At 44.7% G+C, this 16,082-nt stretch carries 12 protein-coding genes and 1 rRNA gene; 1 reads left to right on the forward strand and 12 read right to left on the reverse strand.

What is annotated here, in order from left to right:
• Positions 1 to 7 precede the first annotated feature (7 nt).
• The gene (locus FDF36_RS04195) at positions 8 to 1,393 is read right to left on the reverse strand and encodes a polyamine ABC transporter ATP-binding protein (protein ID WP_220390444.1); all 1,386 of its coding nucleotides are present in this window, start codon (positions 1,391 to 1,393) and stop codon (positions 8 to 10) included.
• A 137-nt stretch (positions 1,394 to 1,530) separates the two neighbouring features.
• Between FDF36_RS04195 and FDF36_RS04200 the strand changes: the two genes are divergently transcribed.
• The gene (locus FDF36_RS04200) at positions 1,531 to 2,634 is read left to right on the forward strand and encodes a TlpA disulfide reductase family protein (protein ID WP_220390445.1); all 1,104 of its coding nucleotides are present in this window, start codon (positions 1,531 to 1,533) and stop codon (positions 2,632 to 2,634) included.
• 173 nt (positions 2,635 to 2,807) lie between these two features.
• Here FDF36_RS04200 and FDF36_RS04205 read toward each other — a convergent pair whose 3' ends face one another.
• The 11 genes from FDF36_RS04205 to rrf all read right to left on the reverse strand — a co-directional run bounded on the left by FDF36_RS04205 (position 2,808) and on the right by rrf (position 16,067).
• Positions 2,808 to 3,458 carry a hypothetical protein gene (locus tag FDF36_RS04205; RefSeq protein WP_220390446.1) on the reverse strand — a complete coding sequence of 217 codons (651 nt, stop codon included), beginning with the start codon at positions 3,456 to 3,458 and terminating at the stop codon, positions 2,808 to 2,810.
• Between the two features lie 100 nt (positions 3,459 to 3,558).
• Positions 3,559 to 6,123 (reverse strand): glycosyltransferase family 1 protein, encoded by a 2,565-nt coding sequence (locus tag FDF36_RS04210; protein ID WP_220390447.1) that lies wholly within the window; start codon positions 6,121 to 6,123, stop codon positions 3,559 to 3,561.
• Between the two features lie 33 nt (positions 6,124 to 6,156).
• Positions 6,157 to 7,818 (reverse strand): glycosyltransferase, encoded by a 1,662-nt coding sequence (locus FDF36_RS04215; RefSeq protein ID WP_220390448.1) that lies wholly within the window; start codon positions 7,816 to 7,818, stop codon positions 6,157 to 6,159.
• Between the two features lie 228 nt (positions 7,819 to 8,046).
• Positions 8,047 to 8,508, reverse strand: coding sequence for a V-type ATP synthase subunit K (locus FDF36_RS04220; RefSeq protein WP_002562679.1), 462 nt, complete (start codon positions 8,506 to 8,508; stop codon positions 8,047 to 8,049).
• 44 nt (positions 8,509 to 8,552) lie between these two features.
• Positions 8,553 to 10,370, reverse strand: coding sequence for a V-type ATP synthase subunit I (locus FDF36_RS04225; RefSeq protein WP_220390449.1), 1,818 nt, complete (start codon positions 10,368 to 10,370; stop codon positions 8,553 to 8,555).
• Positions 10,367 to 10,972, reverse strand: coding sequence for a V-type ATP synthase subunit D (locus tag FDF36_RS04230; protein ID WP_005788431.1), 606 nt, complete (start codon positions 10,970 to 10,972; stop codon positions 10,367 to 10,369). The genes FDF36_RS04225 and FDF36_RS04230 overlap by 4 nt, the downstream gene beginning before the upstream one ends.
• A gap of 12 nt (positions 10,973 to 10,984) precedes the next feature.
• Entirely contained in the window at positions 10,985 to 12,304 is a 1,320-nt protein-coding gene (locus tag FDF36_RS04235) for a V-type ATP synthase subunit B (protein ID WP_005788433.1), read from the reverse strand.
• 29 nt (positions 12,305 to 12,333) lie between these two features.
• Complete coding sequence (locus tag FDF36_RS04240) at positions 12,334 to 14,091, reverse strand: V-type ATP synthase subunit A (protein ID WP_220390450.1); 1,758 nt, start codon at positions 14,089 to 14,091, stop codon at positions 12,334 to 12,336.
• Positions 14,092 to 14,127: 36 nt separating this feature from the next.
• Positions 14,128 to 14,967 (reverse strand): DUF2764 domain-containing protein, encoded by an 840-nt coding sequence (locus tag FDF36_RS04245; protein WP_220390451.1) that lies wholly within the window; start codon positions 14,965 to 14,967, stop codon positions 14,128 to 14,130.
• 11 nt (positions 14,968 to 14,978) lie between these two features.
• Positions 14,979 to 15,569 carry a V-type ATP synthase subunit E family protein gene (locus tag FDF36_RS04250; protein ID WP_005788438.1) on the reverse strand — a complete coding sequence of 197 codons (591 nt, stop codon included), beginning with the start codon at positions 15,567 to 15,569 and terminating at the stop codon, positions 14,979 to 14,981.
• A 387-nt stretch (positions 15,570 to 15,956) separates the two neighbouring features.
• Positions 15,957 to 16,067: ribosomal RNA gene (rrf, locus tag FDF36_RS04255) — 5S ribosomal RNA — on the reverse strand.
• Positions 16,068 to 16,082 lie beyond the last annotated feature (15 nt).

Genomic DNA, 16,082 nt, shown 5'->3' on the forward strand with positions numbered 1-16,082 from the left:
TATTTTATTAGTTCTTAATTACTCTGATACCGTCCGGGGGGATGGTGATACCTACACGGTCGCCATCGTCCCATACGTCGTTCGTATCTACAAACACATTCTCGTCCCAATCCGAAAGCACAGTCAGATGATAATGGTCACCCTTATAAAGGATAAACTTCACCTCTCCGGTCAGTGCACCGTCTTCTTCGTTGTCCTGAAGAATCACGTGGTCGAAACCGACTTCCACCTTCACCTCGCTGCCTGCTTCGATCCCCGTGACAGGAGCACACTCGAAGTTGCATCCCAAAAACTCCACATGGGTTTCGTCGATCAGCTTGCCTTCAAAAGTATTGCACACACGCTCTTTCTTCATAATATGAATATCGAACGGCTTCACCAGCAACCCGACAAGAGCCCCGACTTCAAAATGATGATAGTCTTGTACCAGAAATTCATAGCCATTGCAGAGAACCGTCATTTCGTAATGTACGCCTTTAAAGACAGACGATTGCACCACACCGGTCAGTTGCGCCGCTTCCGAAACCGGAAAGATGTAAAGGTCTTCCGGACGGATCACTACGTCCACGGGCATGTTCTCGCCAAAACCTTCGTCTACACACTCGAATTCGGTATTACAGAAACGTACCAGTTTGTCGTGGATCATCACTCCGTTCAGGATATTACTTTCTCCGATGAAATCGGCTACAAACGAATTGATAGGCTCGTTATATATATCGATCGGAGTACCAATCTGCTGGATGCGTCCCTCGCTCATGACTACAATCGTATCGCTTAGCGTCAGTGCTTCTTCCTGATCGTGAGTGACATACACAAAAGTGATCCCTAATGATTTGTGCATCTCCTTCAACTCCATCTGCATGTCTTTACGCATTTTCAGGTCGAGAGCTGCCAAAGGCTCGTCAAGCAGCAACACTTCCGGTTCGTTGACGATGGCACGGGCAATGGCCACACGCTGCTGCTGTCCGCCGGACAGCGAATCTACATCACGATATTCGTAATCGGTCATCCCCACCATCTTCAAAGCCGCTTTTACCTTCTTCTCAATGGTCTGCTTGGGCATTTTCTTCAGTTTCAGCCCAAAAGCGATATTATCATATACATTCAGATGCGGGAACAGAGCGTATTTCTGGAATACCGTGTTTACCGGACGTTTGTGTGGAGGAGTTTGTGTGATTTCTTTCCCCGATATTTTTATCTCGCCTTCCGAAGCTGTCTGGAAGCCGGCGATAAGGCGCAACAAAGTAGTCTTGCCACATCCCGAAGGCCCCAGAATGGTGACGAACTCACCTTTCTTTACATTCAGGGTCACATGATCCAAGGCAGTTTTCTCACCGAAGAATTTAGACACACCGTTCACCTCAATAATGGATTTGCTTTCTTGCATATTCATACTAATTTGGGGTGCAAAGGTACACATTTATCCGATTCGTACATACATGTTAATCTAATATAACAGAGAAATTCTATCCGGAATTAAAAAAACACCTATCTTTGCATAAATATTTATTCACTAAACATACTAAAGCAATGAAAAAGTTAACTTATCTGGCTGTTGCAGCAGTTGCTCTCGGAGTGGCATCTTGTAACAACAACAAACCCGGTTATGTAATAACAGGTACTGTGGAAGGCGCTGCCGACGGAGATACTGTATTTATCCAGGAACGTGTGAACAGACAGTTCAACAAACTGGACACAGCTATCATCGCTAACGGAACATTTACATTCGAAGGCGCACAAGATTCCGTAGTGAACCGCTACATCACTTATTCTAAAGACGGCGACGGAGTCTATGTGGATTTCTTCCTCGAAAACGGTAAAATCAAGGTAAACCTGTCTAAAGACGATAAATCGGCAACCGGTACTCCGAACAACGATGCTTATCAGGAGATACGGAACAAGATAAATGCAATCGACCAGAAACAGGCCGCTATCTATCAGGCTATGGGCGACAGCACATTGACCGACGACCAGAAGATGGCTAAACAAAAAGAATTTTCAGAACTGGAAGAGGCGTATAGCCAGGCTATCAAAGAAGGCGTACAGAAGAATATCACCAATCCGGTAGGTATCATGTTGTTCAAACAAAGCTTCTATGAAAACTCTACCGAGGATAACGACGCTCTGCTGAAACAAATTCCCGCCAACTATCAGGATGACGAAATGATCGTGAAAATCAAGGATATCACTGAAAAGCAGAAAGCTACTGCCGCCGGACAGAAATTCATCGACTTCGAAATGCTGACACCTGACGGAAAACCGGTGAAACTGTCTGACTATGTAGGCAAAGGCAAAGTGGTATTGGTTGACTTCTGGGCAAGCTGGTGTGGTCCATGCCGCCGCGAAATGCCTAACATTGTAGAAGCTTATGCAAAATATAAAGGCAAAAACTTCGAAATTGTAGGTGTATCTCTGGATCAGGATGCCGATAAATGGAAAGATGCCATCAAGAAGCTGAACATCACATGGCCTCAGATGTCCGACCTGAAAGGCTGGCAAAATGAAGGTGCACAGTTGTATGCTGTAAAGAGTATCCCCCACACCATGTTGGTGGACGCTGACGGAACGATCCTGGCACGCGGCCTGCACGGCGAAAAGCTTCAGACCAAACTGGAAGAAGTGCTGAATAAGTAATCAGTGAAATACGATGTCATAACTCACCACAGATTACACAGATTTACACAAAACGATTTTAGTCTACTGACAACCAATAATATAAATCTGTGTAATCTGTGGTGAATATGAATATCGGCACATCTTCATTTTTTATTTGACGGACTACCCGATAGAGAGGTACGGACTCCGATTTATTTCAGTGAATCGGCATAAGAACAGAGCTTCACAATCTGATCCACATCTTCAAAATTCACCTTATTATCTTCAATATACTTCTCCACCTCCGCACGATGTTTTGAGTAGATTTTGGCAAGTTGCTTAAAGCTGCGGAACTGCTTCATTTTATCCTCCTTCTCCACCCAATAGATATGGTGTCGATTGGTGACAATAATTTTTTCACCTTCCAGCTTGTAAGACTGTCCGTTGCTCGTTATAGTGCCATAGCTCTGAACTGCCGTTGTTTCCGAACGGGTACCATAAGCCCCCATGGGAGCTTCCTTACGGGCGGTAGCTTTATACTGAACGTAAACCACCGGTTTGGTCGGCAACATTTCTATACCGGCTCCGTTGGATTCGGGATAAAATGTACGTCCCGCTATCTTGATCAGCAGAATATCTCCCGGATTGGCAAGCTCTTTCACCTGCTTATCCTGAGGGTCTATAAAATAAAATTTATTGACTACTATATTGTAATTCATTTGGGACTTCAATTCGCCTCCGGCTCTCAGGAGCACTTGGGCATCTTCATACTTATCAAACAGGAACGAAGTCGTATCAGACTGAGCTCTCAATTGCCACAAACTGCACAGTGCAAAAGCAATAAAAATAAAAATCCTTCTCATAATACATCGACTTTAAGCAATAAAGGGCTGTCTTGACAGTATACACTTCAAAACAGCCCTTCAAAATAAATTTGGTAAATCTCTCTTTACTCTACATCAATCAGACGAACCAACGTACGTAGCAGAAGTCCTGACGGTGAGGTAAATCCTGATTTTTCGGGAACATACGGTATGCTATTTTAAAGCTTCCCGCATTCGACAAGCCATTCTTAGCCTGGAATGTATACAGATCGCCTTCTTTCTTGATCACGCTGAATGGTTCTACCGAATAAACATGCTGCTTACCTTCCGGAGTTGTATAAGTTGTAACCAACTCCAGTCCCACCGCATCGTTCAATCCTTTCTCGTCAACTACAATTGTAATGGTATACTCTTTGCCGCTTTCGATATCGCCTTGTACAATGTCTGCTTCTCTCTCTTTGGAAACGATCTCGATAGAGTCCCACTTAGCAACGACTTCTTCTTTCCAGGCTGCTATTTCTTTTGCCTTTGCATTGTCATTGGCAGACAGTTCTTTGAAGCGTTTAGCTTCCTTACAGTAGAACTTGCTGTAGTAATCGTCGAGCTGACGTTTCATTGTATAGTGAGGAGCGATCTGGGCGATTGAGTTTTTCACACTCTTAATCCAGCCTTCAGAGTATCCCTTCTTGTTACGTGCATAATACAGCGGCAGGATTTCTGTTTCAAGGATACTGTAGATAGTAGCTGCGTCGAGCTGATCCTGATGTTCCTGATTCTGATAAGTGCGTTTTTCGGTCAATGCCCAACCTGCACCTTCGCGGTAACCTTCAAGCCACCATCCGTCGAGTACAGAGAAGTTCAATACACCATTCATCAACGCTTTCTCACCCGATGTACCGGATGCTTCGAGCGGACGGGTCGGGGTATTCAACCAGATATCAACTCCGGTCACCAGACGACGGGCCAACTGCATATCGTAGTTTTCAAGGAAAATGATCTTACCCAGGAATTCCGGACGCTGAGAAATCTCAACGATTCTCTTGATCAGTCCCTGACCTGCGCCATCGTGCGGGTGAGCCTTACCTGTGAAGAGGAACTGTACCGGATAATCGGGATTGTTAACGATCTTAGACAGACGTTCCAGATCGGTGAACAACAAGTGAGCACGTTTATAAGTGGCAAAACGGCGACCGAAACCGATCAGCAATGCATTCGGATTGATCTTGTCCAACAGTGATACAATGCGTGAAGGATCTCCCTGATTCTTCAACCACGTTTCACGGAACTGCTTACGGATATAATCCACCAGCTTGTTCTTCATCGTTACGCGAGTTTTCCAGATCTCTTCATCGGGCACATTATAGATAGCTTCCCAGATCTTCGGATTTGACTGATCGTACAGGAAGTTTTCGTTGAAATATTTGGCATAAAGCTGTTTCCATTCGGTAGCGCTCCAGGTAGGGAAGTGTACACCATTGGTCACATAACCCACGTGGCTCTCTTCGGGGAAGTATCCCTTCCAGATAGAAGAGAACATCTCCTGAGAAACTTTTCCGTGCAGCCAGCTTACACCGTTCACTTCCTGAGAAGTGTTGCAAGCAAATACGGACATACAGAAACGTTCGCCCTTATCACCCGGATTGTTACGTCCAAGGTCCATCAGGTCGTCCCAGCTGATACCCATCTTAGCAGGATATCCCCCCATATATTTGCCGAACAAGCCTTCGTCAAAGTAGTCGTGACCGGCAGGCACCGGAGTGTGAACCGTATACAATGAAGATGCACGAACCAACTCGATAGCCTGGTAGAAAGTCAGGCCGGTAGCTACATAATCGCAAATACGCTGAACATTGATCAGGGCGGCGTGTCCTTCGTTACAGTGATAAATATCTTTTTTGATACCCAATGCCTTCAGTGTCAGTATACCACCGATACCCAGCAGGATCTCTTGTTTCAAACGGTTTTCCCAATCCCCTCCGTACAGTTGGTGAGTAATAGGACGGTCAAATTCGCTGTTCATTTCATTGTCTGTATCGAGCAGATACAAAGAAATACGTCCTACGTTCACTCTCCATACATTTGCATGTACGTAGTAATCCATATAAGGTACATCTACTACCAACGGCTTTCCGTCTGCATCCATCACACGGTCGATAGGAAGCTGACCGAAGTTCTGTGCCTCGTAATTGGCAATCTGCTGGCCGTCCATAGATAATGTTTGTGTAAAGTAACCATAGCGATACAGAAAACCTACTGCACACAGATCTACATTACTGTCAGAAGCTTCTTTCAGATAGTCGCCGGCCAATACACCCAAACCACCTGAGTATATTTTAAGAACATGGTTCAAACCGTACTCCATGCTAAAATAAGCCACAGACGGACGTTTGCTGTCGGGCGTCACATCCATGTAGTCTCTGAATTTAGCATATACGTCATTCATGCGTTTCAAGATCACTTTATCTTTCGATAGAGCTTCCAGTTTTTCGTAACTCATACGTTCAAGCAAAAGCACGGGATTCTGACCAGATTCTTTCCAGAGGGCCGGATCCAAGTCTCTGAACAGTTCGGTAGCTTCATAATTCCACGCCCACCAAATGTTGCGTGCCAATTCAGATAGTTTTTCTAATTCCGCAGGAACACGTGACTTTACAGTTATCTCCTTCCAATTCGGAGTATTCACATTACTTACTTTAATTTTCATAATGTTATTGTTTACTTGTTGATGAATAAATACCTAGTTTAGTTGACGTTTCATGGCATTACGCAAGGCAATGTCATAAGCCTCGTAATAATACTTGATGAAATGCTTCCATAAAGCCTGTTCGGCCACAGCTGCGGCTTGTTTACGGATCTCTTTCACCTCATTATCCGTTTTACCCGAAAACAATGCAATCGTATCTTTGATGCCGTCGGCTACCTCTGAGTAATTATAGTCCGAACGGTGTAACACCTCTACCCCATTATCGATGCCATGCTGATTTTTCAGGCTGTTCACCCAAAGGCCGAAGCCTGCCAGGTCTGTTGTAATAGTAGGTACGCGGAATGCCACACTCTCAAGCGGAGTATATCCCCAAGGTTCGTAATAAGAAGGATAGACACTCAAGTCTTCTCCCAATATCAGATCATAATATTCTTTGTTCAGGATTCCATCTTTGCCGTCCAGATAACACGGAACGAAAATCACCTTCACTTTATCTTCCGGGCGATTCCCCATACCAAGATATTTGAGCATATCCAGAACCTGGTCATGGGTCATGTTATGCAGCCAATGGGTAATGAAAGGTACTTCGAGCGGAGTATTGAATTTTTCTTTGCTTTTCAGCCGTGTCTGCAAATCCTCGCGGGGCTCTCCCACCCAACCCGGCACATTGACAAATGCCAGCACGTTCTTCTGCAGGTCCTTGTCCCGGTTCAAACGGTTCAATGATTCCAGAAACACGTCGATCCCTTTGTTCTTAAACTCGTAACGGCCACTGGTACCGATAATTAATGTGTCATCGTCCATATGGGTACCCAGAAGCTTATTAGCCACATTCAACATCAATGCACGTGCACGTTTGCGCTTACCGGTGAAAGCGCTTCCCTGAGGAACAAAATCGTCCTCGAAACCGTTCATCAATACTACATCAGCGGCTTTATCAAGCAGTTCTTTACACTCGTTGTTGGTGATTTCGCTCACCGTCGTAAAGCAGTCGACGTGATGCGCAGTCTGCTTTTCAATCGAGTGCTTCGACTGCATATTCAACTCCTGCGCCATCTGATCGCCGTTATAAGCAAACAGATAGTCATATAAAGGTTTATCGTTTCCGGCAATGCTACGGCCGATAGAAGTGGCATGGGTGGTGAAGATGGTTCCTATTTCGGGAACAGCCAATTGCAGATACAGTGCTCCCAGGCCGGTCATCCATTCATGTGCCTGATAAATGACCTTATCATTTTCAGTCAGGTTGTAGCGATAGAAGCTTTCCACCACTTTTCCGGCAGCATACGAAAACATGGATGCTTCGTCATAATCGCCGTAAGCATGCAATGAATCGACTTGAAAGTGATTCCACATTTCAGTATAGATTTCATTCTTTTTCTCAAAAAAAGGCTGAAAATCAACGAGAATAACAATGGGGTCACCCGGAATATTCCAACGTCCGACACGGACAGAAAGGTCATCTTTCTTGAGGGCATGTTCTTTCCATGCCGCACAAAGATTGTCAGATTCTATAAACAAGGGATTGTCCTTTCCTTGCCATACATCCGGCCCTATAAAAAATAATTTGTCACGGAAGTTAGTTTGCAACGTATTTGCCCTTGTAGACAAAACAGTATAAATTCCTCCTACCTTGTTGCACACTTCCCAACTGGCTTCGAAGATATAATCGGGGGTTAATAAATCTTTTACCATATAAATGTTTAAAACTCTTTTTATTACGCAAGTGCAAAAGTACGCATTATTTATTGAAAAATAATGCTTTATGCAAAAAATATAAGCAAAATAGCACAAACAAGCGTTTACAACGAGATTTCAGAGCATAAAAAAGACTTAAGTGTTTTCGGAAAACGCTTAAGTCTTTTCAGAAAACACTTAAACGTTCTGTCGAAAACGCTTAAGTGTTTTTTATAAATCATTAGTTTATGCAAGCGCACTACCGATAAGGAAGGTAGCAGCCAATGCCACGATAGCATAAAGTTCGGGGAACACAGCAAGAATCAATGTGTTGCTGAATACATTGTGGCCTTGTCCGATGGCTGCAATACCATTGGCGCAAACCTGTCCCTGACGGATAGCGGAAAACAGAGCCACCAATCCGAGAGCAATACCCGCACCCAAAACGGCAGAAGCCTGAATGGCGGTAATCTGCGGAGTAAGGATACCGAAAATAGTCTGGAACATAAAGTAACCTGCGAAACCATACAATCCCTGTGTACCCGGAAGAGCTGTCAGTACGAGGAAGTTACCGAATGCACTATCGTTTTTCTTCAATGCGCCGATAGCAGCGTTACCTGCAATAGTCACTCCGTAAGCACTTCCGATGCCTGACAAACCAACCATAACCGCGATGCCAATGTAAGCAATAAACAAATTCATTTCCATAATCTTAATTTTATTTTTTAATTTATTATTCTATTAATTTCTTTTTATTTTCTGAATGGTTTGTACTCTTTGCCACCACCTTCGTAACCGGAATTCTTGAAAAACTCCACGAAGGTCAGACGCATAGGATGAACCATGGCTCCGAGCACATTCATAAAGATATTGATGGCATGGCCGATTACAAAAATCAATACCATCACAATGGGGCCGGCAATCACATTGTCCGGACTCATGCCCACTGCCAAACTATTGAATACGCCGGCAAGGATACCTCCCGACAATCCCAGAGCGAACAAACGGACGTATGACAGAACGTCGCCCAACAGACCTGTCGCCATGTTATAAGAATCCCATAAGCCCAGCCCGATATTCAGGAAGATGTTCTTTCCCGGACTGTTGAACAGGAAAATCATAACGCCGGCAATACCCATGATGATCAAATGAACCGTACTTCCCATCGGCATCACTTTCGGCAACAGTGCCGAGAAGGCTAACGATAGCAAGAGGATGATCCATCCGATTGTAGCAATGGCATACTTGAAGCCAAACTGGATAGTCTGATTGACAGCTTTCAGTACCATACCGAACAAGATCTGCACCGCACCCAGAATCAGCGAGAGCTGGAACATGTCATTATTATCCATGAAAACGGCACTCTTCAGGCGCTGGATGAACGGCCAGGGCAGATCGTAAATATTGGCTCCGAAAAAAGTCCCGGTCAAAAATCCGCAGAAGAAAGTGGAAGTGGCCAGTATCTGGATCAGCGAGATGATCGATTTGGCCGACTGACTCAGTTTTTTCGCCAGCAGACGATAAGCCGTAGCTCCCACAAACAGGAATAATCCATAGCCGGAATCTCCCAGGCAGAGCCCGAAAAAGATCATAAAGAACGGGGCAAAGAACGGGGTCAGGTCCAGTTCATTATACTTGGGCAACATGTAGAGTTTGCAAATGGGCTCGAACCAGGCAAAGAAACCTTTGTTATTCAGTTCGATCGGCACGTTGTCTTCCGGTGTCGGATCTGTGATCTCATAATAAATATGTGCATCGTTCAGATAAGCCTCTATCTCTACCTTGCTGGTAGCAGGGGCCCATCCTTCGAGCAACATCAATTTGTCACCCGCAGTCTGCTCTGTACTCAATACGACTTTTGAAAATTCTATTTCAGTCTGCACCTGTTTCAAAGCCTCCTTCAGCGAAGGGATATCGGTTTCGGACAAAGCGACCAACTTCTTTTCATTCTCTTCAAGTGCGGTCTCTGTATTTGCATACTGCGCCTCGAGCTGGGCCAGTGACTGCGATGGCAGTTTAGCTTGCTCTACATCCAGGTCGATTTCCTCCCCGTCCTTGGTCACGGTGATGAAAAAGACTTTTGAGGATATGCGGCAGATGACCATAGCATTGTATTCCGCTTCCCATTCTTCCTTGTAGTTACCTTCGGAGCAGGTATAGAACCCGACTACATAACCGGCATCTTTCAACCGCTGTATGCCTTCCGGATCAAAGTCTCCCCAAGCCTCCAAAGCGTCTTTCTCCTTGCCACAGGTTTGCTGCTGTTGCAACAGTTTACTGTGTTCGGCCTGCAAGGCATCTATTTCGTCGAGCACCTGCAAGCCGCGTTCGGCACTGCCGCCATGGGTTGCAATGACCACATCCTTCCCGTGTTTCCGGCTCTGAAGCAATTTCAATGCCGTAGCCAAACGGGCAGAAAGACGGATGTTGTCCTGCAACTCGGCATTCTCAGCCGCTCCCTGCTGCTTCTCTACAATATGGACCACTCCGAGTTCACGAAGACTGTTCAGGAAATCTTCGTACTCCTTATGATAAACCAGGAACGTGAGTTTCTTCATTTTCGTAATCATGCTTCTGCCTCCTTCCTTTTTTCCTGCTGTGACTTCAGAATTTTTTGCGACGACTTAGACAAATTCTCTTCATCTTCCATGAATCGTTTGATCTTGCGCAAAGCATCCTGATACCCCGGTATCTGAACCTTCTCAAAAAGATTCACTTTCTGAGTGGTCTTTTTCCTCGCATGTTCTAACAAGCCCAACTTGGCCAGCGTAAACTCACGCTCTATAGCGGTATGTGCCAACTCCTTAAGCAGGTGTATACCGTCGGCATACCACTTAGGAGCATTAAACAGACTGTACGGACGGATCTCGAAATCCACATTTTCGAGCAAAGGCACCCGTACACCGGCTATTTTCTTGACACCAAGATGAACATCATTTACTTTTATCAATGAGGTGTCAAACTCATTCCAAAGTGCGAACATGGCTTCATAAGCCTGGATTTGTTTTTCCAGCCTTTCCTCCAGATCGGCAGCTTCGCTTTTACAGCGCTTCACTTCCATGCGAAGGGCACTCTCCTTGTTTTTGATAATCGGGAGAGTACGTACCCGCACTTTCAGTTGCTTCTCGAGCTGCTGAAGGGAGGTTTTGTTATATTGAAACTTTATAGCCATCTCGTTTATTTACTATTTTTTCCAATACTGATCTACCAGTTCCTTCTTGATATTTACTTCTTCCGGACGGAAGTATTTGCCGAACAGTCCCCATGCTACATCGAGCATTTCGGTTGTATCCAGATTGACGTCGATGGCCAGCAACTGATTGGAGTAATCTTTGGCAAAAGCTAAAGTACGTTCGTCATAGTTGGTCAGGTCAAAACCATTTTCCAATTTAGTCTTGGCATTAGCGGCATCGGCATACAAACGCACGGCAGCATTCATCACCTGCGGATGGTCTTTACGGGTTTTCTTACCGGTTACCAGCTGTTTCAGACGGGACAATGAACGGAACGGATCGACAATAACCTTACCGATGTCACTGTCACGGCGCAGGAACAACTGTCCTTCGGTGATGTAGCCTGTATTATCCGGCACAGCATGCGTAATATCACCACCGGACAATGTAGTCACGGCAATAATCGTGATGGAGCCGCCATCGGGGAACTGTACAGCCTTTTCGTAGATCTTGGCAAGATCCGAATAGAGCGAACCCGGCATAGAATCTTTCGAAGGAATCTGGTCCATACGGTTTGACACGATAGCCAAAGCATCGGCATACGAAGTCATATCGGTCAGCAGAACCAATACTTTCTGATTGTGCTGTACTGCGAAATATTCAGCCGCAGTCAAAGCCATATCCGGTACCAGCAAACGTTCTACCGGAGGGTTCTCCGTGGTATTCACGAAACTGACGATACGGTCGAGCGCACCGGCATTGGAAAATACATTCTTGAAATACAGGTAGTCATCGTTTGTCATACCCATACCGCCCAGAATAATCTTATCTGTTTCTGCACGTAACGCCACGTTAGCCATCACCTGGTTGAACGGTTGGTCGGGATCGGCGAAGAACGGAATCTTCTGACCGGAAACCAGTGTATTGTTCAAGTCGATACCTGCGATACCGGTTGCAATCAGCTCAGAAGGCTGTTTACGCCGTACCGGGTTTACAGACGGACCTCCGATCGGTACCTCCTGCCCTTCGATCTCCGGCCCTCCGTCTATAGGATCACCGAAAGCGTTGAAAAAACGTCCGGCCAGTTGCTCGCTCACTTTCAGCGTAGGCGATTTACCCAGAAATACAACTTCGGCATTGGTCGGAATACCTTCCGTACCCTCAAACACCTGCAAAGTCACTTCGTCACCGGCAATCTTTACAACCTGAGCCAGTTTACCATTCACAGTGGCCAACTCATCATATCCTACCCCTGTAGCTTTCAGCGAACAGGTGGCCTTGGTAATCTGAGTAATCTTAGTATATATTTTTTGAAATGCTTTTGTAGCCATGTTATTATTTACAATTTAGTTTCAATCTACTATTTGACACTTCTCTCGGCAACCAACTCCTCCAATTGCTTCTGGAAACCTTCATATTGTTCCGACTTGAACTTCGAATAGTTCATTTGCTTGCAGATGTTAATCATCTTCTTGAAGTAATCCATAACCTCATTAAAGTTATCAAACTCAAATTCCGTATGACAGATGTCTATCACCATATTCAAGATAGCCTCCTGACGCTCCATCGGAGTCACGGCATCAATCTCGTCGAACGCATCCTGCTGCAAGATAACGAAGTCTATCAACTCGGACTTCCAGAAGATTACGTGATACTCTACCGGTACACCGTCATCACCCAAGATATTGATCTGCTCGGCAATCTCCTTACCGCGTTGCAAGCGAGTTTTGATTTCGTTCACTTTACCGATCCACTCATCATTGATATGCTCGGCAATGTATGCTTCAAATTCAGGATATTCGATATACTTGGAATAAGAATCGATCGGATTCACAGCCGGATAGCGCTTCTTATCGGCACGATCCTGCTCCAGAGCATAGAAGCAACGGGCTACCTTCTTGGTATTCTCTGTCACCGGCTCCTTCAAGTTACCACCGGCAGGTGATACTGTACCGATAAAGGTAATAGAACCGCTCTCGCCGTTATTCAGTTTCACGTAGCCTGCACGGCCATAGAAGTTAGAAATGATTGAGGACAAGTCCATCGGGAATGCATCCGGTCCGGGCAATTCCTCCATACGGTTCGACATCTCACGCAATGCCTGCGCCCAACGGGAAGTGGAGTCTGCCATCAGCAGGACTTTCAATCCCATGGCACGATAGTATTCGGCAATCGTCATGGCCGTATACACAGAAGCTTCACGCGCTGCTACCGGCATGTTCGATGTATTTGCGATAATAATGGTACGCTCCATCAGCTTATGTCCCGTGTGCGGGTCCACCAATTCCGGAAATTCGGTAAAGATTTCCACAACTTCATTTGCACGCTCCCCACAAGCAGCGATAATCACGATATCGGCTTCGGCCTGTTTTGAAATGGCATGCTGAAGTACCGTCTTACCCGTACCGAACGGACCGGGAATAAATCCGGTACCGCCTTCCACTATCGGATTGACAGTATCGATCACACGCACACCGGTTTCAAGCAACTTGAACGGACGCGGTTTTTCTTTATAATTCGTCATAGCCCGCTTCACCGGCCATTTCTGGATCATATTCACTTCAACGGTATTTCCTTCTTCGTCCACCAAAACGGCAACCACATCTTCAATCTTGTAATCACTTTCGGGAACAATCGACTTCACCGTGCAAACACCTTTCTGAGTGAAAGGCACCATAATCTTCAATGGCTGGAAGTTCTCGTCCACCTGTCCTAACCAGGCAGATGCTTCCACTTTATCCCCCACACTGACAAGGGGAACAAAATGCCATACACTTCCTTTATCCAACGGATAAGTATATTGTCCTCTCTTCAGGAATACTCCATCCATCTTATCAAGGTCGTTTTGCAGACCATCATAATTCTTTGATAACATACCGGGACCTAAAGTCACTTCAAGCATGTGTCCGGTAAATTCGGCCTCGGCTCCCACTTTCAGTCCACGAGTACTTTCGAACACCTGGACATATACATGTGTACCTACGACCTTAATCACCTCCGCCATTAATTTGTCTCCGCCGGTTGAGATATAACAGATCTCATTCTGAGCTACCGGCCCATCAACGACGAGGGTCACCATGTTGGCAATAACGCCACTAACAGTTCCTTTTGTTGCCATATATTTTTTTAGTTTATTTATCCGAGTTTGGCAGTATTACCTGAATTCAGCAGGAATCTGCACTTCATTCTTCAGTGACTCTATGATACTTCGGAACAATTGATTGCCTCTTTCCTTATCCAGGGAGATCCAACGTTCAATCATTTCCAGTTTCAACAGAAAAGCAAAAATACGTTCGATAGTGAAATAATCGAAGAAGATAGCATCTTCCATCCAGCTCCACCGCAAAGCATCCAGCTTTTTCTCACGTTCCACCAGTTCTGTTATTTCACTGATTTTCACCAACTGGTCAAGAAAGTCCACTTCGCCCGACAGTCCGAAATCTCTGGCTCCGGAAGTCCGCAATGCCTCACAGATCTCCGTATCACCCACAATATTGCAAGCAACATCCCATTTATATTTACGCGCAGTCAATGCTACGAGAATATTGTTAATAGTGAGATTAAATTCGAACCAGGAAGCCACAAACTTATTTCCACACTTCATCGCATAATCATAATAAAGTGCAGCCAGATGATCTTCCAATAAAACAGCATTCTCTGCCGGAGTATTAAAATAAGCGGAAATGAAAGTAGCAAGATAAGCGGGAAACTCCTTGGCACTGACCTCTCCTCCCTCTTTAAGGGTAGAAATATATTCCGCCAGTTCTTCCGCGGAAAAATTTCCCCGAGTATCAATAGCGGCTTCTTTATCTTTCAAGAGCTTCAGCACATTGGCATTGTCAAACTTCAAATAAAACAGATCAATCAATTTCTGATCTGAAGCTGACAAGCCCGTGTAAATTTCCGTTTTAAAATCAGCTACTGTATAGCTCAGCTTGCTGTCCTCAAGTGTGAGTTCCGGCAAACCGGCTACCAAGTAATAATATTTACTCATAACGCATCCCTTTAGAATAACATTTCTACCAACTGAGGACGCAGGAATGCTTTAAAGTAATTCATAAATTCCTCTTCTCCGAAATTCACTTTATATGAACCGTCTGCAGGAGATACGGAAAACAATGCCTTTATGCCATTCACTTGTTCTATGGTAACACCTTTATCTAACAATGCTTTAGCATTGGCAGCAAAATACTTTTTCAAAGATTCCGCATCAGAAGTTGAGATGATAATCGGTTCGTCTACACTCCATTTAGAAGCCAGAGCTACGATAAATGCATTCAGAAAATCTTTATTTTGTGCAAACTCCTTTACCGGTGCAGTCACAATCTTGTCAGTCACCATAGTGGCTATTTCCGATTTTAAAGCATTCACAGCCTGACCGGCAAAAAGTTTCAGTTCTGATTTGGTATTCTCTGTCAGTTCGTCGGCAGATTTACGAGAGGAGGCAATAATTGATTCAGCTTCTTTATGGGCATCTTCAACAATTTTTTTAGCTTCTTCCTGAGCATTCGCAATAAGACGGCGGGCCTCTTCATTACCTTTTTCCACGCCTTCACGATAAATCTTATCGGTCAACTCTTGAATTTTGTTTTCCATATTCACGGACTATTTAGAAGTTTATATTATAATATCTAAGTGTTTCTTATCAGATTCTCGCCAAAAGTACAAAATTCAATCTGATAATAAAAGAGAAAAGAGCAAGAAAACTGTTCATTATCAAGAAAAGAATCGTCAAAAAGTAAAGGATATGACGATACGGACACATTTATCTTCACGTTTCATCTTTTAAGGCAACGGCAAAGATAAGGAGCCTGATAATACATCAAAAGACATAATTATGATAAAGCCGGAAAACTGAAGGTTGAATCTGGAATATACCGGATGGACTAAGAAAGAGGTGGTCGGGAATCCTTGTTAAACAGGGTATGGTATAAAACAATTCATCCCCTCGTGTCTTTCGACCCAAGGGGATGAACTCTCTGAAAACGGCGACTACCTACTCTCCCACTGTTACGCAGTACCATCGGCGTGATCAGGCTTAACTTCTCTGTTCGGAATGGGAAGAGGTGGAACCCTGATGCTATAGTCACCTGAATAAGGCAGACATAA

It is taken from the genome of Bacteroides fragilis (assembly GCF_019583405.1).
Taxonomy (GTDB): domain Bacteria; phylum Bacteroidota; class Bacteroidia; order Bacteroidales; family Bacteroidaceae; genus Bacteroides; species Bacteroides fragilis_B.